Annotated in this window: 19 protein-coding genes and 2 pseudogenes; 14 read left to right on the plus strand and 7 right to left on the minus strand. The window is 63.6% G+C overall.

The features are described from left to right. Window positions 1–221: 221 nt before the first annotated feature. Genes ABIB95_RS17735 through ABIB95_RS17745 form a run of 3 tightly spaced genes read left to right on the plus strand, consistent with a single transcriptional unit; the run spans window position 222 to window position 2,818 of the window. The gene (locus tag ABIB95_RS17735; RefSeq protein WP_038942897.1) at window positions 222–1,361 is read left to right on the plus strand and encodes a methionine ABC transporter ATP-binding protein; all 1,140 of its coding nucleotides are present in this window, start codon (window positions 222–224) and stop codon (window positions 1,359–1,361) included. Beyond that, a complete protein-coding gene (locus tag ABIB95_RS17740) occupies window positions 1,351–2,016 on the plus strand; it encodes a methionine ABC transporter permease (protein ID WP_028147549.1) in 666 nt (221 codons plus the stop codon). Before ABIB95_RS17735 ends, ABIB95_RS17740 begins: the two co-directional genes overlap by 11 nt. 28 nt (window positions 2,017–2,044) lie before the next feature. Beyond that, entirely contained in the window at window positions 2,045–2,818 is a 774-nt protein-coding gene (locus ABIB95_RS17745; protein WP_354240882.1) for a MetQ/NlpA family ABC transporter substrate-binding protein, read from the plus strand. A gap of 177 nt (window positions 2,819–2,995) precedes the next feature. On the opposite strand, the gene ABIB95_RS17750 is transcribed toward ABIB95_RS17745, so the two are convergent. Then, window positions 2,996–3,985, minus strand: a complete 990-nt coding sequence (locus ABIB95_RS17750; RefSeq protein WP_354240884.1) for a helix-turn-helix domain-containing protein — start codon at window positions 3,983–3,985, stop codon at window positions 2,996–2,998. Window positions 3,986–4,163: 178 nt separating this feature from the next. Between ABIB95_RS17750 and ABIB95_RS17755 the strand changes: the two genes are divergently transcribed. From ABIB95_RS17755 to fsrB, 5 genes are all read left to right on the plus strand, one after another. After that, the gene (locus ABIB95_RS17755; protein WP_354240886.1) at window positions 4,164–5,360 is read left to right on the plus strand and encodes a serine hydrolase domain-containing protein; all 1,197 of its coding nucleotides are present in this window, start codon (window positions 4,164–4,166) and stop codon (window positions 5,358–5,360) included. Window positions 5,361–5,375: 15 nt separating this feature from the next. Beyond that, a complete protein-coding gene (locus tag ABIB95_RS17760; protein WP_354240888.1) occupies window positions 5,376–7,376 on the plus strand; it encodes a primary-amine oxidase in 2,001 nt (666 codons plus the stop codon). A 207-nt stretch (window positions 7,377–7,583) separates the two neighbouring features. Beyond that, entirely contained in the window at window positions 7,584–8,042 is a 459-nt protein-coding gene (locus tag ABIB95_RS17765) for a hypothetical protein (protein WP_028147544.1), read from the plus strand. A gap of 81 nt (window positions 8,043–8,123) precedes the next feature. Beyond that, window positions 8,124–9,530: a hypothetical protein gene (locus ABIB95_RS17770; RefSeq protein ID WP_354240890.1), complete on the plus strand. Its 1,407-nt coding sequence runs from the start codon at window positions 8,124–8,126 to the stop codon at window positions 9,528–9,530. 497 nt (window positions 9,531–10,027) lie between these two features. Then, window positions 10,028–11,320: a siderophore utilization protein FsrB gene (fsrB, locus tag ABIB95_RS17775; protein WP_354240892.1), complete on the plus strand. Its 1,293-nt coding sequence runs from the start codon at window positions 10,028–10,030 to the stop codon at window positions 11,318–11,320. A 350-nt stretch (window positions 11,321–11,670) separates the two neighbouring features. Here the strand turns inward: fsrB and ABIB95_RS17780 are convergent. Together ABIB95_RS17780 and ABIB95_RS17785 are read right to left on the minus strand one after the other, a co-directional pair. Further along, window positions 11,671–11,815: pseudogene (locus tag ABIB95_RS17780) on the minus strand (ClpX C4-type zinc finger protein); the annotation flags it as partial. A gap of 15 nt (window positions 11,816–11,830) precedes the next feature. After that, a pseudogene (locus tag ABIB95_RS17785) lies at window positions 11,831–11,989 on the minus strand (glyoxalase superfamily protein); the annotation flags it as partial. Window positions 11,990–12,279: 290 nt separating this feature from the next. On the opposite strand from ABIB95_RS17785, the gene ABIB95_RS17790 reads away from it, so the two are divergent. After that, window positions 12,280–13,095 (plus strand): hypothetical protein, encoded by an 816-nt coding sequence (locus ABIB95_RS17790; protein ID WP_071914015.1) that lies wholly within the window; start codon window positions 12,280–12,282, stop codon window positions 13,093–13,095. A gap of 39 nt (window positions 13,096–13,134) precedes the next feature. Here ABIB95_RS17790 and ABIB95_RS17795 read toward each other — a convergent pair whose 3' ends face one another. Together ABIB95_RS17795 and ABIB95_RS17800 are read right to left on the minus strand one after the other, a co-directional pair. Continuing rightward, window positions 13,135–13,860 carry a pirin family protein gene (locus ABIB95_RS17795; RefSeq protein WP_354240895.1) on the minus strand — a complete coding sequence of 242 codons (726 nt, stop codon included), beginning with the start codon at window positions 13,858–13,860 and terminating at the stop codon, window positions 13,135–13,137. An 82-nt stretch (window positions 13,861–13,942) separates the two neighbouring features. Next, window positions 13,943–14,536: an isochorismatase family protein gene (locus ABIB95_RS17800; protein ID WP_354240897.1), complete on the minus strand. Its 594-nt coding sequence runs from the start codon at window positions 14,534–14,536 to the stop codon at window positions 13,943–13,945. A gap of 49 nt (window positions 14,537–14,585) precedes the next feature. Between ABIB95_RS17800 and ABIB95_RS17805 the strand changes: the two genes are divergently transcribed. Then, window positions 14,586–15,542 (plus strand): LysR family transcriptional regulator, encoded by a 957-nt coding sequence (locus ABIB95_RS17805; protein WP_223153554.1) that lies wholly within the window; start codon window positions 14,586–14,588, stop codon window positions 15,540–15,542. A 14-nt stretch (window positions 15,543–15,556) separates the two neighbouring features. Here ABIB95_RS17805 and ABIB95_RS17810 read toward each other — a convergent pair whose 3' ends face one another. Both ABIB95_RS17810 and ABIB95_RS17815 read right to left on the minus strand, forming a co-directional pair. Further along, window positions 15,557–16,753: a M24 family metallopeptidase gene (locus ABIB95_RS17810; protein ID WP_354240899.1), complete on the minus strand. Its 1,197-nt coding sequence runs from the start codon at window positions 16,751–16,753 to the stop codon at window positions 15,557–15,559. A 144-nt stretch (window positions 16,754–16,897) separates the two neighbouring features. Further along, complete coding sequence (locus tag ABIB95_RS17815; protein ID WP_354175580.1) at window positions 16,898–17,875, minus strand: LysR family transcriptional regulator; 978 nt, start codon at window positions 17,873–17,875, stop codon at window positions 16,898–16,900. Window positions 17,876–18,103: 228 nt separating this feature from the next. On the opposite strand from ABIB95_RS17815, the gene ABIB95_RS17820 reads away from it, so the two are divergent. The 4 genes from ABIB95_RS17820 (at window position 18,104) to ABIB95_RS17835 (ending at window position 22,095) form a co-directional block, all read left to right on the plus strand. Further along, complete coding sequence (locus ABIB95_RS17820) at window positions 18,104–19,312, plus strand: ABC transporter substrate-binding protein (protein ID WP_354240901.1); 1,209 nt, start codon at window positions 18,104–18,106, stop codon at window positions 19,310–19,312. After that, window positions 19,309–20,058 (plus strand): nitroreductase, encoded by a 750-nt coding sequence (locus ABIB95_RS17825; RefSeq protein ID WP_354240903.1) that lies wholly within the window; start codon window positions 19,309–19,311, stop codon window positions 20,056–20,058. The genes ABIB95_RS17820 and ABIB95_RS17825 overlap by 4 nt, the downstream gene beginning before the upstream one ends. Continuing rightward, the gene (locus tag ABIB95_RS17830) at window positions 20,037–20,576 is read left to right on the plus strand and encodes a 4-hydroxylaminobenzoate lyase (RefSeq protein ID WP_354240905.1); all 540 of its coding nucleotides are present in this window, start codon (window positions 20,037–20,039) and stop codon (window positions 20,574–20,576) included. The genes ABIB95_RS17825 and ABIB95_RS17830 overlap by 22 nt, the downstream gene beginning before the upstream one ends. 499 nt (window positions 20,577–21,075) lie before the next feature. Next, window positions 21,076–22,095, plus strand: a complete 1,020-nt coding sequence (locus ABIB95_RS17835) for a TRAP transporter substrate-binding protein (RefSeq protein ID WP_354240907.1) — start codon at window positions 21,076–21,078, stop codon at window positions 22,093–22,095. Window positions 22,096–22,107: the final 12 nt, after the last annotated feature.

Raw genomic sequence — 22,107 nt, forward strand, 5'->3', positions numbered from 1 at the left:
CTCATACCCCCGGCAGACGAATTTTCTTCGCCGGGGTGGGATTGGGAAAACTTCGTCCAACTCCCCGCAAATATCTGACATTGCAAGGAAGACCTGAAAAGGCGATGGTGCGTGCTGCAGTGCAGCGCGTTCCACCCGAACCCTCACGGCGATTTCACTCTCCGTCGCTTGACGCGACCGGTTCCCGCATGCCCCCACGGGGGCAGCAGGAACCGTTGTGCATGAAGGCCGCCTCCATGAACGCCCACCAATCGCTCGCGATCGGACAGAAGATCGAAACGCTTGAAGCGATTTCACCTGCCGCCCGGAACGCCGACGCGATGGTCCGTTTCGAGGGCATCTCGAAGATCTATCCGGCCTATCGCGGCAAGCCCGGCGTCAACGCGCTGCAAGACATCGACTTCGCGATTGCGCGCGGCTCGATCACCGGCGTCATCGGCCGCTCCGGCGCCGGCAAGTCGAGCCTGGTCCGGCTGATCAACGGGCTGGAGAAGCCGACCACGGGCCGCGTGATCGTCGACAATAGCGATATCTCGGCGCTGGCAGGCCGCGAATTGCGGCTGGCGCAGCGCTCGATCGGGATGATCTTCCAGCATTTCAACCTGCTGTCGTCGCGCACGGCGGCCGACAACATCGCGCTGCCGCTGGAGATTGCCGGCTGGGCCAAGGCCGACATCAAGGCCCGCGTCGCCGAGCTGCTGGCGCTGGTCGGCATCGCCGACAAGCACGACCGCTATCCTTCCGAACTCTCGGGCGGCCAGAAGCAGCGCGTCGGCATTGCCCGTGCGCTGGCGACGCGGCCGAGCGTGCTGCTGTCGGACGAGGCGACCTCGGCGCTCGACCCGCAAACCACGCGCGCGATCCTCGATCTGCTCGCCAACATCAACCGCGAGCTGGGCGTGACCATCGTGCTGATCACGCACGAAATGTCGGTGGTGCGCCAGCTCGCCAAGGAGGTCGTGGTGCTCGACGCCGGCCACGTCGTCGAGAGCGGCCATGTCGCCGACATCTTCACTCATCCCAAACATCCGATCACGCAGTCCTTCCTCGCCGAAGTGATCGGCGACAGCCTGCCGGTGTCGCTTGCGAGCCGGATCGTGGCGGAGCCGTCTGCCGGCGGGCAGGCCGTGATCCGCGTCCAGGTGCGCGGGGCAGGGGCCGGCGACACGGTGGTGGCGCGGCTTGCCCGCGAGCTCGGTCTCGACGTGGCGCTGCTGTCGGCGCGCATCGACGAGATCGGCGGCCAGCATGTGGGCTCATTGACCCTCGGTATTCCCGGTGGCGAGGACGCGGTGACGCGCACGCTCGCTTGGCTCTCTCAATATCAACTCCCGGCGGAGCGTCTCGGCTATGTCGCCTGAACTCATCAACCTCATCGTCCAGGCAACAGGCGAAAGCCTGTACATGGTCGGCATCGCGGCACTGGTCGGCACCGCCTTCGGCCTGCCGCTCGGCGTGTTCCTCGCGACCAGCCGGAAAGGCGAGCTGTTCGCGGCGCCCACCATCAATCGCGTGCTCGGCATCGTCGTCAATGCGACGCGCTCCACGCCCTTCATCATCCTGGTCGTCGCCATCATCCCGTTCACCCGGCTCATTGCCGGCACCTCGATCGGCTCGACCGCAGCGATCGTGCCGCTGGTCATCGCATCGACGCCGTTTATCGCGCGCCTGGTCGAAGCTGCGATCCGCGAGGTCGACGGCGGCCTGATCGAGACCGCGTCCTCGTTCGGGGCATCACCGATCCAGATCGTTCTCAAGGTGCTGATCCCCGAAGCGTTGCCCGGCCTGCTCCTGGCGCTGACGCTCGCGGTGGTCAGCCTGCTCGGCTACTCCGCCATGGTCGGCGCCGTCGGCGGCGGCGGGCTCGGCGACCTCGGCATCCGCTACGGCTATCAGCGCTTCATGCCGGAGATGATGCTGGCCGTCGTGGTCGTTCTGATCGCGCTGGTGCAGCTCGTCCAGAGCGCGGGCGATTATCTCGCACGCCGGGTCAACCGCCGGCTGCGGCAGCGCTGATACACATTCCCTGAAACTGGAGACTTCAATGCGTTTTCTCGCAACCCTTGCGGCTGCAGCCTTGCTCGCGACCTCGGCTCAGGCCGAAACCATCCGCGTCGGCGTTACCGCCGGCCCCCATGCAGAGATCCTGGATGTGGTGAAGAAGGTCGGCGCCGAGCGCGGCCTCGACATCAAGGTGGTCGAGTTCACCGACTACGTGATTCCGAACCAGGCGCTGGCGCTGAAAGACCTCGAGGCGAACTCGTTCCAGCACGAGCCGTACCTGAAGAACCAGATCTCCAAGACCGGCTGGAAGATCGTCAAGGTCGCGAACACGATCGGTTCGCCGCAGGGCGTCTATTCGCAGAAGTACAAGAAACTTGCTGACCTGCCCGAAGGCGCCCGCGTTGCGATCGCCAACGATCCCTCCAACGGCGCGCGCGGCCTGATGATTTTGGCGCTGCACGGCGTGATCAAGCTGAAGGATCCGAACAACGTCGCTTCGAGCATTGCCGACATCACCGAGAACCCGAAGAAGCTGCGCTTCGTCGAGCTCGATGCCGCCCAGCTTCCGCGCGCGCTGCAGGACGTCGACGTCGTCTCGATCAACAACAATTACGCCGTGCAGGCCGGCCTCAATCCGGCGACCGATGCGATCGCGCGCGAGAACCCCGATGGTCCCTGGGTCAACATCCTCGCCGTCCGCGAGGAGGACAAGGACAAGCCGTGGGTGAAGCAGCTGATCGAGGTCTATCACTCCGATCCCGTGAAGGCGTTTCTTGAGACGCGCTTCAAGGGTACGTATTTGCCGACCTGGTAACGTGCCCGGCCTGCATGGCTCGAGACGCCCGCTTACGCGAGCTCCTCACCATGAGGGTCCAATATCTCGCCGCAAAACGCGACCTCATCCCGAGAGCCCGCCAGAGGCGGGCATCTCGAAGGATGGCCGCAAGCGAGCTGCTAGCCACGACTAGTCGTAGAGTAGAAGACGCGCGCGTCAGGCGACAAGCCTCGCGCGCCGCAGTGTCTCCGAGGGCAGCTCGGAGAAGTGGCGCTTGTAGTCGAGCGAGAACTGGCTGAAGTGCCAGAAGCCGTGTCGTACGGCGACGTCGTAGATCGACGTCTCGGCGCCGCCGGCGCGCTTCAGGTCCCGCCGCACCCGGTTCAGCCGCATCGCGCGCCAGTAATGCATCGGGCTCGTGCCCACGACTTCCTGAAAGCAATAGCCGAGCTTGCGCGGGCTCGCGCCGACCGCCTTGCAGACCTCCAGCAGCGACAGCGAGCGATCGCCGCTGCCATGCATCAGCTCGCGGGCGCGATCCACTGTGCGCTTGCGCGCCGTGGCGCTGCGGCCGGGATCGCTCGGCTGGGCCGTCGGCAGCATGTCCATGATCTCGACGAGGAGGGCGTCCTCCAGCGCCTGCCGCGCGGCCGGATCGTCGAACCGTTCGGGTGCGGCCGTGATGGTCTCGTGAATGGCGACGAGATGGGCGCGCAGCCGCGCAACCGGCGCCGCCGCCATCTCGATCACCCGCAACTGGTGCCAGACGGCGCGCGGCAATTCGATATCGAGCCGTGCCGCACGCTCCGCGATCAGCACCGCGCTGGCGACGACACCGCGCAGCTCGAAGGCCTTCGGCGTACACATGTCGATCTCGGCATCGATGCTGGCGATGACCTGGGAGCCTGCAACACTGGCCCCGTTACAATTGACTTCGCCGTCGCCGTGCCAGGGCAGACCGATGCCAAAACTGTCGGCACCGAGCTGGCCGTATTGGCGGACTTGCTGGCTGGTGATTTCGCGGAAGACTTCGAGGCGGGGCAGGGAGAGTTGCGTGAAGCTGCCGCGGAAGGCGCCGGCGCTGATCTGGTCGTAGCACAGGCGCCAGCGACCGAGCGCGGCGCAATGCTCGTCGACGTCGGTACTGCGCGCCTGAAACAGGTTTGCAGCCGAGTCCGGAGTCGGAAGAGTTGCGCTTAAGGCCATGACATCACGTCGAAATTTGGTAGCCCGGAGCCAGCAAGAACCACGCCAGACTGGCACGGCCATGGCCGCTGTCCAGCAAAATATTGCCGGATCTCGATAACGCCCGATGCGGCCTGTGTGCAGTCTTCTCCCTTGCCGTTCCGACATCGCAGTCGGGATGGCCTTGCGGAGGATCGAGATGCGACCGACGGACATCATGCGCGGCAGCCCGCCCACGCCCGAGGCCCAGGTGACCCGCGCCAACTGGCGCAGCTTTCCCGCCATCCGCTGGGGCTTCACCCACACCCGCGAAGTGCTGCCGACCGCGGAGGTTCGCCGCTCCGCGCATCCCACACCGATGGCAAGCGCGCCGCGCGAGCTGCAAAAGCTCAGCTTCACCGCGCCGGACGGCAAGCCGACCACGATCGAGGCCACACTGCGCGAGACCTTTTCCGATGTGCTGCTCGTCATGCACCGGGGCACGCTGATCCACGAATGGTACGGCGACGGCATGAGCGCGACGACGCCGCATCTGATCTGCTCCATCAGCAAGTCGATCGCCGGCACGCTCGGCGGCGTGCTGGCCGCGCGCGGCCTGCTCGATCCGGAGGCGAGGGTGGTGCGCTACGTGCCGGAGCTGGAGAGCTCGGTCTATGGCAGCTGCACCGTCCGCAACGTCCTCGACATGGCGGTCGCGATCAAGTTCGAGGAGGATTACGAGGACCCCGCCGGCGACGTCGCGCGCTATCGCTTCTCCTCGGGCTGGGACGTGCCGCCGCCGGGCGTCGAGGCCGGCCATCAGCGCGCCTATCTCACCACGCTGCGCGGGACAGGAAAGCCGCACGGCAAGGTGTTCCACTACGTCTCGACCAATACGGAAGTGCTCGGCTGGGTCTACGAGCGCGCCTGCGGCATGCCCTACCATCGCATCCTCTCCGACTATCTCTGGCAGCCGATGGGCGCCGAGGAGGATGGCTCCCTCACGCTCGACAGCCACGGCATGGGCCGCATCGCCGGCGGGCTTTCCGTCACCGCACGCGATCTGCTGCGCTTCGGCGAAATGATCCGCTGCCGCGGCGTGGTCGAGGGACGGCAGGTGGTGCCGGGCTGGTGGATCGACGACATCCACGAGAACGGCGATCCCCAGGCGTGGAAAGACGGCGACCTCGCCGACATCTTCCCGGGCGCCCGCTACCGCAGCAAATGGTACACGATCGATCCGTCGCGGAACGATCTCGCGGGGATCGGCATTCACGGCCAGTGGCTCTACATCGACGCGGCCACCGACACCGTCATCGTCAAGCTCGCGACGCAGCCGAAGGCGATGGACGTTCCGCTCGACCACCGCTGGCTCGCCGCCTTCCGCGCCATCACCGCGCATCTCGCCCCGCGCTGATTTCTGGTCATCATCATGCTCGATACCGTCAAAGCCAAATCACCGATTCAAGCGGCCGCACCGCATCCGCTCGATCCTCTGACAGCCGAAGAGATCACGGCCGCCTGCACGCTGGTTCGTGCCGCCGCGACCTCGCCGGAGAACTGCCGCTTCCCGACCGTCCGGCTGGAGGAGCCGACCAAACAGGAATTGGCTACGGGCGGAGCAGGGCGCCGCGCCTTCGCGCTGACGCTCGACGTCACCACGGGCGAGGCGATCGAGCACATCGTCGATCTCGGCCGCAACGAGATCGTCGGCCGCAAGGTCATTCCGAACCGCGAGGCGCCCTATGGGCAGCCGCCGGTGATGCTGGAAGAATTTTTCAAGTGCGAGGCCGTGGTGAAGGCCGATCCAGGCTGGCGCGCGGCGATGGTCCGGCGCGGGTTGACCGACAAGGATATCGAGCTGGTCCAGGTTGATCCGTTCTCCTCGGGTTTCTTCGATTTTGAGTACGAGCGCGGCGCCCGTATCGTGCGCGCCGTCAGCTTTTTCCGCGAGCACCTTCAGGACAACGGCTACGCCCATCCGATCGAGGGCGTAGTCGCCGTGGTCGACCTGATCGGCGGCAAGGTCATCGACCTCACGGACGCAGATCCGATCGTGCCGATCCCGCGCAAGAAGCGGAATTACGGCGCGCATGAAGTCAAGAACCCGCGCACCGACATCAAGCCGCTGCATATCGAGCAGCCGGAGGGCGCGAGTTTCAAGGTCGATGGCTGGAAGGTCGACTGGCAGAAATGGAGTTTTCGCGTCGGCTTCACGCCGCGCGAGGGCCTGGTGCTGCATCAGCTCGCCTACCAGGACGGTGCACGCAAGCGCTCTCTGATCCATCGCGCCAGCGTCACCGAGATGGTGGTGCCCTATGCCGATCCGACCGCAAACCATTTCTGGAAGTCGGCGTTCGATGCCGGGGAATACGGGCTCGGCATGCTCGCCAACGCGCTCGAGCTCGGCTGCGACTGCCTCGGCAACATCCATTATTTCGACGTGCCGGCCGCCGACAACAAGGGCGCGCCCTTCGTCATGCAGAACGCCATCTGCATGCATGAAGAAGATTACGGAATTGTCTGGAAGCATTACGAATTCCGCAACGGCCTGTTCGAGGTCCGCCGCTCACGGCGCCTCGTCATCTCGTTCTTCGCCACCGTCGGCAATTACGACTATGGCTTCTACTGGTACCTGTACCAGGACGGCACGATCCAGCTGGAGACCAAGCTCACCGGCATCATCCAGACCGCCGCCGTGCCATCCGGCGAAAAGTACAAATGGGGCGGCATGGTCGACGACAATCTCGGCGGCCCCACGCACCAGCACTTCTTCAACGTGCGCATGCACATGGATCTCGACGGCGGCGGCAACACGGTCACCGAGCACGAATTCGTGCCGCGGCCCTGGGGCGCGGACAATCCGCACGGCAACGCGTTCGATACCACGACCCGCATCCTGTCGCGCGAGCGTGATGCGGCTGCCATTGCGAACGGCGAGACCGGCCGGTTCTGGAAGATCAGCAATCCCAACGAGACCAATTCGGTCGGCAACGCGCCGGCCTACAAGCTCGTGGTCAATCCGAGCCCGCTGATGCTGGCGCAGGAGGGCAGCTACGTGCGCAAGCGCGGCGGCTTTGCCACGAAGCACGTCTGGGTCACCGCTTTCGACAAGGACGAGAAATACGCCAGCGGCGATTATCCCAATGTCCATGCCGGCGGCGACGGCCTGCCGCGCTATGCCGCGCAGAACCGCAACATCGAGAATACAGATCTCGTGGTGTGGCACTCCTTCGGCCACACCCACGTCTGCAAGCCCGAGGATTTTCCGATCATGCCGGTCGAATATGCCGGCTTCATGCTGAAGCCGACCGGATTCTTTTCGGCCAATGCCGCCGGCGACATTCCGCCGGAGCGCAACAGCCGCAGCGTCCTGGCGGGCGACCCGAAGGATGCCGCCGGCGGCTCGTGCTGCCACGCCGGCAAAGCCTAGACTCGTCGCGCGACAACAATGTTCGCAGCAGGCCGACCGGCGCTGGTTCGCTGGTCGCATGCGCTCGCGGTCGATTTGTCAGGGGAGTATTGCTGCCCCTTTCGTAGGGCCCGCGACGCGACGGGCGGCCGCAGGTCGAAAAGATCGCTTCCAATTCCTTTCGAGAGTGATACCATCTTAAGGTTGTATTCTTTAAGGAAATTTCCCATGACCCATGCACTCAATCTCACGCTGCCGATCAAGCAGGATGCCGAGACCCTGGCAAAGCTGCGGAATCTCGAGGCGAGCTTCACTGAGAAGGTTCAGCCCGCCATCGCGGCGGCGCTGAAGCAGTCCAGGATCGTTCATTTCGCCCGGGTCGTCGTCATCGAGGACAAGTACATCCAGGTCATCACCGAATATGAGGGAACGCACCAGGAATACACGGAGTTTTTCCGGCGAGCGCTCACGCCGATATTTGCCGCGATATTTTCCCTGGCAGATACGACTGGCCTGGACATCAACGATCCCAATGCGTTCTTCGAATTCTCGAAGAACCACAACGCGCGCTCGCTGGGCACTGCGACCGACGGCTCAACCGACATCAGCGGCAACCCGTCCGGCTGGCTGTTCTCGGCTTACGACGGCATGACTGTCGCAGACATTCTGGCAAAGCTCGGGAAATAGCTTTCAGAGCGTATTTGCGCTTTCGGGATAGGCCGGCTTTGAGGCTGCCTATCGGCTGACCGTTCTTGCAGGACAGGCGCCATGGTGGATCTCGGCAATTTGCAGGCGATCGTCGCTCGAAGCTCCGCCAAGCCGCTACTCGCGGTTCTGTTGTTTAGGTTTGGCGACGCCGGCGGTGCGAAGTCCTTCCTGCGGCAATGGATACCGCGGGCCGCGGTGGGAGCGGGCCCGGACGCCGAGGGTCCCGCGTTCCACTTCATGTTCAGTTGGAACGGCATCGCGACGTTGATGTCGGGTCGCGCCGACCTTGACGTCGCGCAGGGGCGGCAGCAATTCGAGGTATCGTTCGTGGACCCGGCGCAGGCGCCGGATGGCGGCATTGCGACACAGCTTGGTTTCTTCGACGCCAGCGCTCCGGCGGGATGGTGGGATGGCAAGTTCAAGTCGAGCGATATCGATCTCGCCATCCATATCGGGTTCGATACGCCCGAGCAGAAAGCCGATTGCCTCGCGCAGGTGCGGCAGTCGGCGACAGGCTTCGGTGTCCGGGAATTGGCGCTCGACAGTTGGGACGACGGTGCGCTGTCCGGCTGTCGGCCAGCCGACGGCCGCCTGCATTTTGGCTATCGCGATGGAATCACCGCGCCCAATGTTGACTGGCAGGATGCGCCGGCTGCCAGGGCTTCCGACGCCGTCGATTGTCGCGAGATCGTCGTCGGCTATCCGAACAGCGATTTTCCCACTGCACCGTTCAAGCCCGGTCCGTGGCAGGACTTCGCGCGCGATGGATCGTTCGTCGGCCTGTCGTGGCTTTATCAGGACGTCGCGGCCTTCAACACATTCCTGAAGGCGAATGCACCGCAGGCGGCGCCGCATGTCGGCCCGGAACTGGCCGAAGAATGGATCGCGGCCAAGATGATGGGGCGCTGGCGACACGGGTCGCCGCTGTCACGTTTTCCGGATGCACCACCGTCGACCCCCCAATTGAACGATGCGTTCGGCTATGGCGACGATCCAAACGGCGTCAAATGCCCGCTCGGGGCTCACATCCGCATTGTCAATTGCCGCGATCATCCGCTGAAATTCGCCAATCAGATTCGTTTCCCCAAGGGGCCGCCGCGCGTCATACGCCGCGGATTTTCCTACGGTCCTCATCTGGAGGGCACGGAGGACGACGGGAAGGACCGCGGCATCGTAGGGCTTTTCTACTTCGCCAGGATCAACGAGCAATTCTATACCATCCTGCGGTGGATGCATCAGACCGACTTTGCCGACGCCTACATGCACCTTCCGAACGGAGCCAATGCGCAGGATGCCTTGACCGGAAACCGGGCAGATCCAAAGGCCGAGACCCGGTTCCAGGTTCCGCTCGCGGGGGACCCCTCCGTGACGTTCCAGATGAAGCAATTTATCCGCTACAAGGGCGTCGCAGTGCTGTTTGCGCCGAGCGCTAAAGCGCTCAACACGATGATTGCCGCGCAAGGTTGAATTGCCGGCTCCCGTCAGCCGTCGCATCGTCGTCGCAGCCATTCGCTCGCGGCAGCGAGTCCGCCGTTGCCACGCGTTTGCGGACAAGCGGCGAGTGTTCTCACTCTAGAAGCATTCCATATCGAAGCGCTCATAGAAGCCGGCGATGCGCCTCGACGCGCAGATGGGCGCATTGGTCGCACGATTTATTCCCCGGTCTCGATAGATTCTAACTCTGCGTCTCTCGCGCTGAGAATGCCCTCGCGTTAGGGCGAGAGTCCAAAAATCATTCCGGCAAAGCCGGCAGTGCGCGGGACCTCGCTAGACGTGTCAGACTTCCAACTTCGTTCGTGCTCCAATGCGCGTGTTCGACAGCTTCAAGTGCTTTTCTTCGGCGCCGTCAGCATATTCGCTCTCTGCGTTCCCTTCGCGCCCGTGCAGGCGCAGACTCAAATTCCCACGGTCTCGGTGGAAGCGCCGGCGCAGCGCGCCGGACCCGCTTGATGAGAGTCGAGACGATGAGAGCGATATTTGGCAGGCTGCATCGCTGGGCGGGGCTGCTCACGGCCGGCTTCCTGTTCTTCTCCGGCATCACCGGCGCGATCATCTCCTGGGATCATGAGATCGACGAGGTGCTGAACCACCACCTGTTCGATGTCACCAGCAAAGGCCCGGCGATTCCCTCGATCGAGCTCGCGAAGATGATCGAGCAGCGCGATCCTCGCGCACGCGTCGTCTACCTCTTCATGACGCCGGAGGAAGGGCACTCGCTGTGGTTCTTCGTAATGCCGCGGATCGATCCGGCGACGGGAAAACGCTTCGCGATCGACTACAACCAGATTTTCCTCGATCCCAACACCGGTGTCGAGCTCGGCCGGCGCTATTGGGGCGCGGTGTGGCCGGTGACGCGCGAAAACTTCGTCTCGTTCCTCTACAAGCTCCACTATACCATGCACATCCCGGAATTCTGGGGCAGCGATCGCTGGGGCATGCGCGTGCTCGGCGTGATCGCCATCATCTGGACCATCGATTGCTTCGTCGGCTTCTATCTGACGCTGCCCTCGCGACGGCGCGCCAAGGCCGCGCGGGCGCCCCAGGTCACGCGCCAGCTCGAACGCGGCTTCTGGGCGCGCTGGGCGCCGGCCTGGACCATCAAGGCATCGGGCAGCGCCTACCGGATCAATTTTGACATCCATCGCGCCTTCAGCCTGTGGACCTGGGGCGTGCTATTCATCATCGCCTTTACGGCGTTCTCGCTGAACCTCTATTTCGAGGTGTTCTCGCCGATGATGAAGATGGTGTCGAACTACACGCCGACGCCCTATGAGCAGCGGCCCTACCGCGATCTCGACGATCCCATCGAGCCCAAGGTGACGTTTGACGACATCGCTGCGCGCGCGGCGGCCGACGGCAAGGGGCGAGGGTGGACAGTCCCGGTCGGCTCGATCAATTACGGCCCGGCCCATGGCGTCTATGCCGCGGCGTTCTTCCATCCCGGCGACGACCACGGCGCCGGCGGCGTTGGGCCGGCCCAGCTCTATTACGACAGCGAGGACGGCCGTCCGATCGGCGAACGGCTGCCCTGGGTCGGCACCGCCGCCGACATCTTCGTGCAGGCGCAATTCCCGCTGCATTCAGGCCGTATCGTCGGCCTGTTCGGCCGCATCCTGATCTCGATCATGGGCCTCGTGGTGGCGGCACTGTCGGTCACCGGCGTCGTGATCTGGTGGCGCAAGCGCCGCGCCCGCGTCCGGGCGCGCGAGACGGCGGCGATGCGCCTGAGCCGGCAGCAACTCACGCCGGCGGAGTAGGGCCGGCGTGCCGCCCGATCGTCTGTGCGTTTACCGGGTCCGCTCGTTGACGATGGGAACCGCTGTCTGCAGCGCCTGCTCGTAACGCTTCAACTGACTGAGCGAGAATTTCTTCATCGCCAGCAGTTCGTCGGACGTCTTGCCTCTCAATCGAGCGACGTTGGATGTCTTGAACACGTCATCATTTGGCGCCGAAGCGTTCTGTCGAAGCGCAAAAACCCTTTCGATGTTCTGCGACAACAGCCGATTGCGCTCCACCCCTTTGTTCGCGTGCTCCACATAGTGAAGCAGTCGATCGGTGGGCATGGCGCGAGCACTGTCTGCATCTCCTTCGATGAGGCGAAGCAGCTGCTCATCAACGATATCGGTGCATAGGTCGATACATTCGTCGCAGATAAAGACAGCCGGCCCAGCCACCAGCTTGCTCACTTCATGCTGGTTCGTGCCGCAGAACGAACAGTAGATGGGACGATCCTGCTGGGCAGGATTCTGCACGCCAGGACTCGGCTGCGCCGCATCAATCTTGGCCGACAGAATATTCCAGTTCTCGTACCCGAACGCTTTCGCGATCAGTTCCAAAGCTTCGCTGTGAGTGGTTTGCACGGCTTTGGCATTCAAGGCATCGCGCAAGGAACGAGCCATAGCCTTCGCATCGCGGAAATCGCGCATGAGAGCACCCGTATCGGCGAACGGAGAAGATCGGTGCCTGCCTTGCCGACCCGCTCGCCAATAGCGAGGGTGAGGGCGACTTTGATACGTTCACCATCCCCAAAGGGCGCAGGCAGCGGGTGTATCGACCCGATCGAATTTTGGCGCCGGACGGCCGCTCTTGTCAACCTGAAACGGGTACATCGACACCTCCGGCCGCCGCGCACGTTCGCAGTTCAGGAGCCGATGAACCTTCCCGTCCGGCACCGGCACAAAGACTGGAGATCGCTCCCAGTCTTCCGGAAATTGCAATGAGATTGCTCGTCTTGCTCTGCCTGCTCGTTTTCGCGACACCCACCGACGCCGCCACGCCCGAGCAGCACTATCTCGATTTGCGCGATCGCTACATCGCAAAATTCTCCAAAGCCAAGGAGAACGACGAGACTTTCAAGCAGCACGATGCGGCGCTCAACGAGCTGACCGGTGTGCTGCGCGGCCTGGTCGGACCGGTCACGATCAAGGGGCTGCCGGCGGAAGGCAAGTCGAACGCCGACACGCTGTTCAAGGGCGACTCGGGCTTCGGCCATCTCGACGGGCTGGGCTTCGCCTCAGAGGGCGACAAGATGCAGGCCGTGGTGACGACGACCGCGCTGCTCAAGCACTGGCTTGCCGAGCACCGCGAGGACGGCCTGCCGCAGGAGATCGCCGCAGCCTTCAAGTCGGATCGCTTCTACTATCAAGCCATCCAGGACTCGGCCTTCGCCAAATATGCCGAGCTGCCGATCACGAAACCCGCATCCGCGAGTGCCGCGGTCGCCGTGCTCGGCGTGCGCGGCAACGGCGACCTGAAGGGCGCGCCGCATGAAATCGACGTCGTCGCGATCCAGGGCGACAAGGTCTACTTCCTCGCCGCAACCGACGCCGTGAAGACGGCCGAGATCCCGGCCTGCGAAAAAGTCTGGAAGCAGATGATGGCCAGGAACACCCCAGAGGACGCCATGGCCAAGGAAGACCAGGCGATGGACGCCTACACCAAATGTTTCGCCAAGGAAGCGCCAAACCAAGGTTGGTACGCGGCGGCGGTGAAGAAGGCGCAGAGCCAGATCGATTTGCTTCCCATCCGCTAGAGCGCGCGGCAGCCGCAATTCATCAAACTACGGCCGCCTTCAACCGCTGATCGTTCCCCCACGCGAATATCTGGAGTCTCGATCAACGAGAAAAACGATAAGGTCGGCGTCCTCACTCGCTTCCAGCCTCGGTGAGGCTCTGTCGCCGGCGAACATCAGCGCGGTATGCTTATCGGCCTTGTGCCCGTCCGCGACGATGCTGCCCCGGAAGACGTAGAGCCAGCGATCGAAACCCGGTTTCGACGGAAGCTCAGTGCTTCGCCCCGCCGGCAAATGTATGTCGTAAAGGTAGATGGCTTGCCGCACGAAGGTCGAAACGTCCGATCCCTCCGGCCCCGTCAATAGCCGCCATTTGTCTTTTCGCGCAGCCTCGTCCAGCTCGACGAACTGAACGTTGGGCTCTGCATCTGCGGTTTCGGGCCGAACGAAGATCTGGAGCATTTCGATCTGGTCGTCGCCGTCGACCTTCTCTTCATGGTGGAAGCCCCGACCTGCATTCATCACCATGAGCCGGTCGGATGAAATGACTTCGCTTCTGCCGGAGGAATCGGTGTGCAGCATCCTTCCGCTACGCATGTAGCTGATGATCTCGTCGTTGCGGTGTTCGTGCATCCTCACGACGAGACCGGGGTGAAGCCGGGCGTGGTCGATGACCCCAAGCCCGCCGAAGCCCGCATCGTCCCGTTGATCCAGCGAGATGCCTGGATGGATTCGGCGCAACTGGAATGGCCCGTGTGACCTGACCTGATGGGTCTCCGGTGACACGATTCCGATCCCATTGATGGGCGCAACGAAAGAAATGCTGTTACTCCTTGGCCCCGGCGGCTTAGGTCGATCTTGGGATCGATTACGACTGGATCGGCGGCAACACCTCGGTGAACAGGAGATGGATCAGCTTCTGCCCGCTCGGCGTGCCCCAGTTCTGGGCCAGTTCCGCGATCATGGTGTTGGTTGCCGTCAGGACAACGCCGGCGTCCTGCATGCGGCGGCGGGACATATCTTCCGAGAGTTCGAACGGCGATCCCGAGGCGTCCATGACGGCCTGCACCTTGTAGCCTTCGGCCACGGCGTCGATCGCCGGGAAGACGAGGCAGACGTCGGTCGTGACACCCGCCATGATCAGGTTCTTGCGACCCGTCGCTTCCACGGCGGCCTTGAAGTTGGCGTCGGTCCAAGCGTTGACGATGCCTTCGCGCTTGACGCGCTTGTCAAAGGCGTCGGGAAGGATGTGCTTCAGCTCGGGCAGCAGCGGACCCTGCAAGCGATCTTCCTGGCTCGATGTCAGGACGGTGGGGATGCCGAGAATGCTCGCGGTTTTCGCCAGCGCCAGCGACATGCGTCGGGCACGGTCGACATCGATGTTCTTGATCAATTGCATGGTGCCGATCTGGTGGTCGATCAGCAGAAGCGCGGAATCCTCAGGCGTGAAATAGTTAGGCATGGCGGGGTCTCCCTCGGTCGAACGAGCGGCATCGCTCGCCGATGAACCTATGGATGGAACGAACCCCGCGGCAGACTTGAAAAATGCCCACCTCATGTTTCATAAATGGAACATGTCAGCCTTTTCAGATTTCGACGGCCTCGCACTGTTCACCCGCATCGTCGAAGCCGGCGGGCTGGCGGCGGCCGAGCGTGCGACGGGCATTCCCAAGGCAACGCTGTCGCGGCGTCTGTCCGCCCTCGAGAAGACGCTCAACGTCCGACTGGTGCGACGGACGAAGAGGGGCGTCGCGCTGACCGAAGAGGGACAGCGGCTCTTCGACCGCACCCGGCCCGCGCTCAACCTCGCCGAAGAGGCCGTGGCTGAGGTTCAGGACGAGCGGGTTGCACTGTCAGGCACCGTTCGATTGTCGCTGCCGCCGGACATCGCGACGGCCGTTCTGGCGCCAGCGTTGATCCGCTTCAAGGTCAGGCATCCCAGCGTGATGATCGAGATGACCTTGGCCGATCGAAGGGTTTCGCTGATCGAGGAGGGATACGACCTAGTCGTGCGGATGGGGCAGGTTGCCGACTCCGGACTGATGTTCAAGAAGTTCGCCTCTCTGCCGCGCGTGCTGGTCGCGAGTCCGGGCTTTCTCGCCACACAGATGCCATTGAAAGAGCCGCAGGACCTGAATGAGATCCCCGCACTTGCGATCCGTCATGATTTGGTCGAGTGGGATCTACGAAGTCACGACGGCGCTGCTGTCACGGTGACTCCACGGATTGGCTTCGCGGCAAACCGACAAACGATATTGGTAGAGGCGGCGATCGCCGGACTCGGTGTCGCGAACCTGCCTTTGTTCATGGTGGAGGCGGCGCTGAATTCGGGAGCGCTCGTCCGCGTCATGACCGGATGGGAGTCGTCGCCCGTCGAGATGACTGCGCTGTGGCAGAAGGACAGGTTCAGCGGACGCCTGACGAAGGCGATCGTGGCCGAGTTTGCTGACGCCTTGAAGAGTGTCTGAGGTTGGATTGCCGTCTAAAGTGCACTGCCACCAACGTTCCAGCCCCGGCCACCTTCGCCAAAAATCTCATACCCGGTAGGCGTCACCACAACCGTATCCTCGAGCTTGATGAAGCCGCGCTTCGGATGCTTCATCGTCGTCTCGATCGAGACCACCATGCCTGTTTCGAGCGGCAGCCGGGCGTCGGTGTCGTCGTAGGGGACCGGACCCTTGGCGGTCAGGCGAGGGGCCTCGTGGCTAACGAGACCCATGCCGTGGGCCAGGAAATCTGTGAAGTCGCGCTGAGTGATCCGGGCAAGCTGCCGCTCGGCCGCGACGTAGACGTCGCCGCCCAGGGCGCCCGGTCGGACCGCGGCAAAGGCTGAGCGCTGCACGGCCTCGATCTCGGCTAGGCAATCCTTCAATTCGCTGTCGGGTTCGCCCAGCACGGCCATGCGGGCGAGGTCGCCGATATAGCCGTGATAATTGCCGCCGGAGTCGAGCGACAGCACGTCGCCTTGCTCCCAGCGCTGCGATGACGGCGCCCTGTTGTGGCTGCTGCCGCAGGCGAGCAGGCAGTATTCGAAGGTCAGGCCGCGATTGGCCTCGGCGACACGCAAGCTGTCCGACAATTGCTGCTTGGTGGTGCCCGGGCCGTGCGCGGCGATCACCTCCAGCATTGATGCAATGACGAGCTCGGACGCGGTCTTGAGCTTGGCCAGCTCATCGGCCGACTTGACCGCCCGCAGCCGCTCCAGCACCAGCAGCGCGTCCTTGAGCTCGGCGCCAGGCAGGGCGTCAGCGAGCGCCCTTCCTGCATCCATCGGCAGGAACGCCATCTCGACCCCGACCCGCTTCAAGGGCACGCCGGCATCCCGGATCAGGCCCACGGCCCGCGTCACGGCATCCACCGAGCCGTTGGACTCGGTCCGGACCTGCGGTACCCATGGCGGAGCCACGACACGCTGATGGGTTTCCAGACGATGGCCGATATAGACCGCCTTGTCCGGTGCGCCCCTGGGATAGACCAGGACCGGCAGATAGCGGCTGACACCCATCGCGTCCATGTAGTCGAAGAAGATCGCGCGCTCGGCGCCCAGCAGGTACTGCACATTGTGCTTGGAGGTCACGACCAGCACGTCGAGGCCGGCGGCCTCCATGAGACGGTCGAGCTTGGCGGCGTCGAACGGAATGGCGCGCGAGCTGATCGCGCGGGTGACGTTCTCCTGCATGACGGGCTCCTTGAGCGGCGGTTGAGACCGCCTTGTATCGTTGACCTCTTCAGGACTGCGACGCCTAGTCTAGCACAACCTTCCACTCGCGCCCCAACCGAACGACCCGATGGAAAATGGAACCACGACTGAGAGGGTCTCCAGCTAGCGTCCACGCCTGAGATCCGCGGTCGCACGCCTGAGGATATCGTGAAGCCAGTCATGCGATGGCTCGCCCTCGATACGTTCGTGCCACAACAGCCGGACCTCGACCGGGGTTGTGGCGTAAGGCAGTTCGTACGTCGTGATGGCATGCGCGCGTTCGAATGCCCGCGCTAATGGCCGCGGAACGATGGCCGCCAGTTCGGAGTCCGCGAGCAGGGCGGGCAGCGCCAGGAAATGCGGCAGCGAAACAGCTATGCGCGGCGGCCGGTCGCTTTCGGACAATGCCCGTTCGAGCGCCGCGCGGTCATACATTTCCGATCGCCTTGCGAGGCCGCGCTCGGAGATGAAGCCTCCGATCGCTCCCTCCTGCTCGCCGCCGAAGGAGACAACGACCAGCGGCATGCGCGCCAGGGCCGCGTTGTCGATCCGGCCGAGCTTGCGCTTTCCGCCCACGATCAGCACGTCGTCGTATTCGAACAACAGCGACGTCCGGAAGCGGCTCGGCGGATCCGAGAAGACACCGATCGCAACGTCGATGCGACCAAGGTCAATCTGCTCGGCAAGGTCGATCCGTGTCACCGGCTTGATGATCAGGTCGATCGCCGGCGCCTCAAGCCCAAGTATCTTCAGGAGCGGTGACGCCAGCACCATCGTGGTGAAGTCGTTGGCGGCGAGGGTGAATTGCCTTGTGGAGGCCGCCGGAACGAAGCGCGGCTGCTCGACCGCCGCCTCGAGAGATCGCAGTGCTTCGCGAACCTGTGGCGCCATCGTCAATGCGCGCGCGGTCGGCTGCATGCCGGTCGCCGTGCGCACGAACAAATCGTCTTCCAGCATCTCGCGGAGCCGGGCGAGCGAATGGCTCACGGCGGATTGACTGAGCGCAACCCTCTGGCTTGCCCGCAGCACGCTGCGCTCCTCCATGACGGCGTCGAAGACCTTGAGCAGGTTCAGGTCGAGGGTCTTGAAGGAAACAGCCACGTGCAGGACACCGTCGCAGGCGGATCGCGCGCCCGTTGCATAACTGCGATCTATTCCAGTTAAGGCCATGCGCGCAGCCGACGCAACCGAGCAGGGCGCCCGGACCGCGACGCCTGGCCATTCGCGCCACCAATCTGAAGGCGGTTCAGGATCACTCTGCAAGAGTTTCACTTCCGCATTCGCGCGATCCCGTCATGATCCCGACGCCGAATTTGGAGGAGACGGGCAATGAAATCCTGCGGGATGTCGATCGGAGCTTTCGGACTGGCACTGGCGCTGTTCACGGCGCCGGTCCTTGCGCAGGATGGTCCGGTCAAGCTCGGCGTCCTCACCGACATGTCCTCGCTCTACGCCGACAATGGCGGCCAGGGCTCGGTGGTCGCGGCGCAAATGGCGGTCGACGACTTCGGCGGTCAGGTGCTGGGGCGCGGCATCCAGATCGTCGCGGGAGACCACCAGAACAAGGCCGATGTGGGAGCGACCATCGCGCGGCGCTGGCTCGAAAATGAAAACGTCGAGGTGATCCTCGACGTGCCCAACTCCGCGGTCGCGCTGGCGGTGCAGGGCATCACACGCGACAAGAAGAAGCTCTTCCTCGCTACCGGCGCCGCCACGTCGCGCCTGACCGGCGACGAATGCTCGCCGACCGGAATTCACTGGACCTACGACACCTATGCGCTGTCGCAGGGAACGACGCGGGCGATGTCGCGTCTCGGCGCAAACTCCTGGTACTTCATTTCGGTCGACTATTCCCTCGGCGCCCAGCTCGAGGCTGACAGCCGCAAGGTTATCGATGCCATGGGCGGCAAGGTTATCGGCGCGGTGAAACATCCGCTCAATACGCCGGATTTTTCGTCCTTCCTGCTCCAGGCACAGTCCTCGAAGGCGGACGTGATCGCGCTCGCCGACACCGGCGGCGACTTCATCAACGTCGTCAAGCAGGCCGGCGAATTCGGCATCACGCAGCGGCAGAAGCTGGTCGGGCTGCTCGTCTTCATTGCCGACATCCACAGTCTCGGGCTCCAGAGCGCCCAGGGCCTGATGCTGAGCTCGGCGTTCTACTGGGACCAGAACGAGGGCACGCGGGCGTGGTCGAAGCGCTTCATCGCAAAGACCCAGAAGGTCCCGACCATGATCCACGCCGGCACCTATGGCGCGGTGATCCACTACCTCAAGGCCGTCCAGGCGGCAGGCACGCTGGATGGTCCGACCGTCGCCGCCAGGATGCGCGACATGCCAGTGAACGATTTCATGACGAAAAATGGCCGGATCCGCGAGGACGGCCGGCTGGTCCGCGACATGTATCTGTTTCGCGTCAAGTCGCCCGAGCAGTCCAATTACAAGTTCGACTATTACGAGCTGCTGGCGACGATTCCGGGCGAGGAAGCCTTCCGGCCGATGGAGCAAGGCGGATGTCCGCTCCTGAAGCAGCCATGATCGGCGAGGGCGCAGCCGTGCAGAGCGGCATCGACGAGATCATCGCAGGTCGCTTTGCATGCCGCGACTTCTCAAGCGCGCCGGTCGGGCGAGGGACCATCGAGCAGATTCTCGGCGTGGCACGGTTTGCGCCAAGCGGCGCCAATATCCAGCCTTGGCACGTCTACGTGCTCGCGGGCGATGCCAAAGACAGGGTCTCGGTGGCGCTGCGCGAGGCGCACGAAACCGCCCGCGACGCGCATATGTCGGAATACAGATACTACGCCAGTGACCTGCCCGAACCCTACCTGCAACGACGACAGGAGTTCGGCCGGTTGTTCTACGGTTCGCTCGGCATCGCCCAGACCGATATCAAAGCCAGGAGCGGCCAGACCGCCAAGAACTATGCGTTCTTCGGCGCGCCCGTCGGGCTGATCGTCACGATCGACCGGCGCCTGGAGGTCGGCAGCTGGCTCGACCTCGGCATGTTCATCCAGAACGTGCTGCTGGCTGCGGCAGGCCATGGGCTCCAGTCATGTCCGCAGGAGACGTTCTCGAAATACCACCGGATCCTGCGTCCGCTGCTGTCGATCCCGGCGGAGCAAATGGTCGTGTGCGGCATTTCGATCGGCCGTGCCAGGGACCAAATCGCGGGCAGGCTGATGCCGCGCGCGGACATCGCGGACTTCGCCTCGTTCGCGGGCTTTGAAGAACAAAGTGCAACCCAAATGGAAAGGACAACGCCATGGCAAGCCGAGACGACCTGATTGCGCGCAGCATTCCGTTTCTCCGCGAGGTCAAGGACATGACGCCCGGCGCGGAGATGGAGCGGTGGCTCAACCAAACCTACGGCGAGGGCAGCCAGCTCTACCAGGACCTGGCGCGGCTGATTAAGCGCGGCGTCGAGGAAGGCTGGGCGGCCAACCAGGAGGTCGACGGTCCGAACTACCGGCGCAGCCGCATCATGGATCCGACGCCTGAAACGTTCCAGTTCAGCATCACGGCCGTCTACATGAACAGCACCGATCCGCGCCGCTTCAAGGACGAGGACGACCACGACGTCCTCCGCGGGCAATATCACGGTCACCCATACGGGGAACTGAACCTGGTCGTGCCGCTGGACAAGGACGCCGAACTCAAGGGGCTGCAGGGCTGGCAAGGGCCCGGCTGGACCGCGCCCGACCCCGGTAGCCGGCACTATCCTGAGGTGCGCGGCGGCGCCGTCATCGCGCTGTTCTATCTGCCCGCCGGACGCATCTCCTACGACTTCGCCGCGCCGTCCTAATCGCCGGCCGGACGGTCTCGGGTGACGCCGTGCGCGAGCGTCACCCGTTCAGAAGAATGCACAGCTGAGTCCGCGCGCGGCGATGCGCCGCGACGCCACGGCCAGCAAGGCGGCATGAACGGTGGGGAGGGATTTCGGCGACCATGCGCCAAGCGGTACCCAGCCCGGATCGCCATATCCACGATTCGCATAAGGTATATTATGGAATATCTTTATATACAATTAGATCAGATATTTAGATCGAATTCCTGACACCGCGCCTTCGCTTGCCGTCCGTTTCCGCGATGCGCGGCGACTGGCCTCCCGGCTCTTGACGGCTACTGTGCATGGGGTTGTTTTTCAGATTTTGAATCCGGTCCATCTGCCGAAAGCCGATATTGCCGCGACGGTGCCCGGCTGCAATAAGCGAGACCTCGCGAGATCGCAGATGACCTTCAGGCCTTCCGTCCGTATAGGTTTGCATCTCAGAACAACAACAAACTTCCGAGGAAGCAGACCCATGAGCTTTTCCCGACGCACGCTTCTCAAGGCCTCCGCCGCGACCGCGGTCCTGGGCGGCCTCGGTGCGCCCCATGTGGCCCGCGCCCAGAGCGCCGAGTTCACCTACAAATACGCCAACAACCTGCCTGACACTCATCCGCTGAACGTGCGCGCCAAGGAGATGGCGGCGGCGATCAAGGCCGAGACCAACGGCAAATTCGACCTCCAGATCTTCCCGAACAACCAGCTCGGGTCCGACACCGACATGCTGAGCCAGATCCGGTCCGGCGGCGTCGAATTCTTCACGCTGTCAGGCCTGATCCTGTCGACCCTGGTGCCGGCCGCGTCCATCAACGGCATCGGCTTCGCTTTCCCGGACTACAACACGGTCTGGAAGGCCATGGACGGCGACCTCGGCGCCCATGTCCGCGGCGAGATCAAGAAGGCCGGCCTCGAGGTCATGGACAAGATCTGGGACAACGGCTTCCGCCAGACCACGTCGTCGAGCAAGCCGATCAACGGTCCTGATGATTTCAAGGGCTTCAAGATCCGCGTGCCGGTGTCGCCGCTGTGGACCTCGATGTTCAAGGCGTTCGATGCGGCGCCCGCCTCGATCAATTTCGCCGAGGTCTATTCCGCGCTCCAGACCAAGATCGTCGAGGGCCAGGAGAACCCGCTGGCGATCATCTCGACCGCCAAGCTGTACGAGGTGCAGAAGTACTGCTCGCTGACCAACCACATGTGGGACGGCTTCTGGTTCCTGGCCAACCGCCGCGCCTGGAGCGCGCTGCCGGAGGACGTCCGCACCATCGTCGCCAAGAACATCAACGCCGCCGCCGTCAAGGAGCGTGAGGATACCGCCAAGCTGAATGCGAACCTCCAGCAGGAGCTCGCGGGCAAGGGCCTGACCTTCAACCAGCCTGCGGTGGCGCCGTTCCGTGACAAGCTGCGCTCCGCCGGCTTCTATGCCGAGTGGAAGGGCAAGTATGGCGACCAGGCCTGGGATCTCCTGGAAAAGGCCGTCGGCAAGTTGTCGTAACGCGCGTTGGGG

The organism is Bradyrhizobium sp. LA2.1 (assembly GCF_040547725.1).
Taxonomy (GTDB): Bacteria; Pseudomonadota; Alphaproteobacteria; order Rhizobiales; family Xanthobacteraceae; genus Bradyrhizobium; species Bradyrhizobium barranii.

What these genes read in the sequence shown, in the direction of transcription:
- ABIB95_RS17735 (WP_038942897.1), top strand. Translation starts at nt 222, where the DNA reads ATGAAGGCCGCCTCCATGAACGCCCACCAATCGCTCGCGATCGGACAG.
- ABIB95_RS17740 (WP_028147549.1), top strand. Translation starts at nt 1,351, where the DNA reads ATGTCGCCTGAACTCATCAACCTCATCGTCCAGGCAACAGGCGAAAGC.
- ABIB95_RS17745 (WP_354240882.1), top strand. Translation starts at nt 2,045, where the DNA reads ATGCGTTTTCTCGCAACCCTTGCGGCTGCAGCCTTGCTCGCGACCTCG.
- ABIB95_RS17750 (WP_354240884.1), bottom strand. Translation starts at nt 3,985, where the DNA reads ATGGCCTTAAGCGCAACTCTTCCGACTCCGGACTCGGCTGCAAACCTG.
- ABIB95_RS17755 (WP_354240886.1), top strand. Translation starts at nt 4,164, where the DNA reads ATGCGACCGACGGACATCATGCGCGGCAGCCCGCCCACGCCCGAGGCC.
- ABIB95_RS17760 (WP_354240888.1), top strand. Translation starts at nt 5,376, where the DNA reads ATGCTCGATACCGTCAAAGCCAAATCACCGATTCAAGCGGCCGCACCG.
- ABIB95_RS17765 (WP_028147544.1), top strand. Translation starts at nt 7,584, where the DNA reads ATGACCCATGCACTCAATCTCACGCTGCCGATCAAGCAGGATGCCGAG.
- ABIB95_RS17770 (WP_354240890.1), top strand. Translation starts at nt 8,124, where the DNA reads ATGGTGGATCTCGGCAATTTGCAGGCGATCGTCGCTCGAAGCTCCGCC.
- fsrB (WP_354240892.1), top strand. Translation starts at nt 10,028, where the DNA reads ATGAGAGCGATATTTGGCAGGCTGCATCGCTGGGCGGGGCTGCTCACG.
- ABIB95_RS17790 (WP_071914015.1), top strand. Translation starts at nt 12,280, where the DNA reads ATGAGATTGCTCGTCTTGCTCTGCCTGCTCGTTTTCGCGACACCCACC.
- ABIB95_RS17800 (WP_354240897.1), bottom strand. Translation starts at nt 14,536, where the DNA reads ATGCCTAACTATTTCACGCCTGAGGATTCCGCGCTTCTGCTGATCGAC.
- ABIB95_RS17805 (WP_223153554.1), top strand. Translation starts at nt 14,586, where the DNA reads ATGGATGGAACGAACCCCGCGGCAGACTTGAAAAATGCCCACCTCATG.
- ABIB95_RS17810 (WP_354240899.1), bottom strand. Translation starts at nt 16,753, where the DNA reads ATGCAGGAGAACGTCACCCGCGCGATCAGCTCGCGCGCCATTCCGTTC.
- ABIB95_RS17820 (WP_354240901.1), top strand. Translation starts at nt 18,104, where the DNA reads ATGAAATCCTGCGGGATGTCGATCGGAGCTTTCGGACTGGCACTGGCG.
- ABIB95_RS17825 (WP_354240903.1), top strand. Translation starts at nt 19,309, where the DNA reads ATGATCGGCGAGGGCGCAGCCGTGCAGAGCGGCATCGACGAGATCATC.
- ABIB95_RS17830 (WP_354240905.1), top strand. Translation starts at nt 20,037, where the DNA reads ATGGCAAGCCGAGACGACCTGATTGCGCGCAGCATTCCGTTTCTCCGC.
- ABIB95_RS17835 (WP_354240907.1), top strand. Translation starts at nt 21,076, where the DNA reads ATGAGCTTTTCCCGACGCACGCTTCTCAAGGCCTCCGCCGCGACCGCG.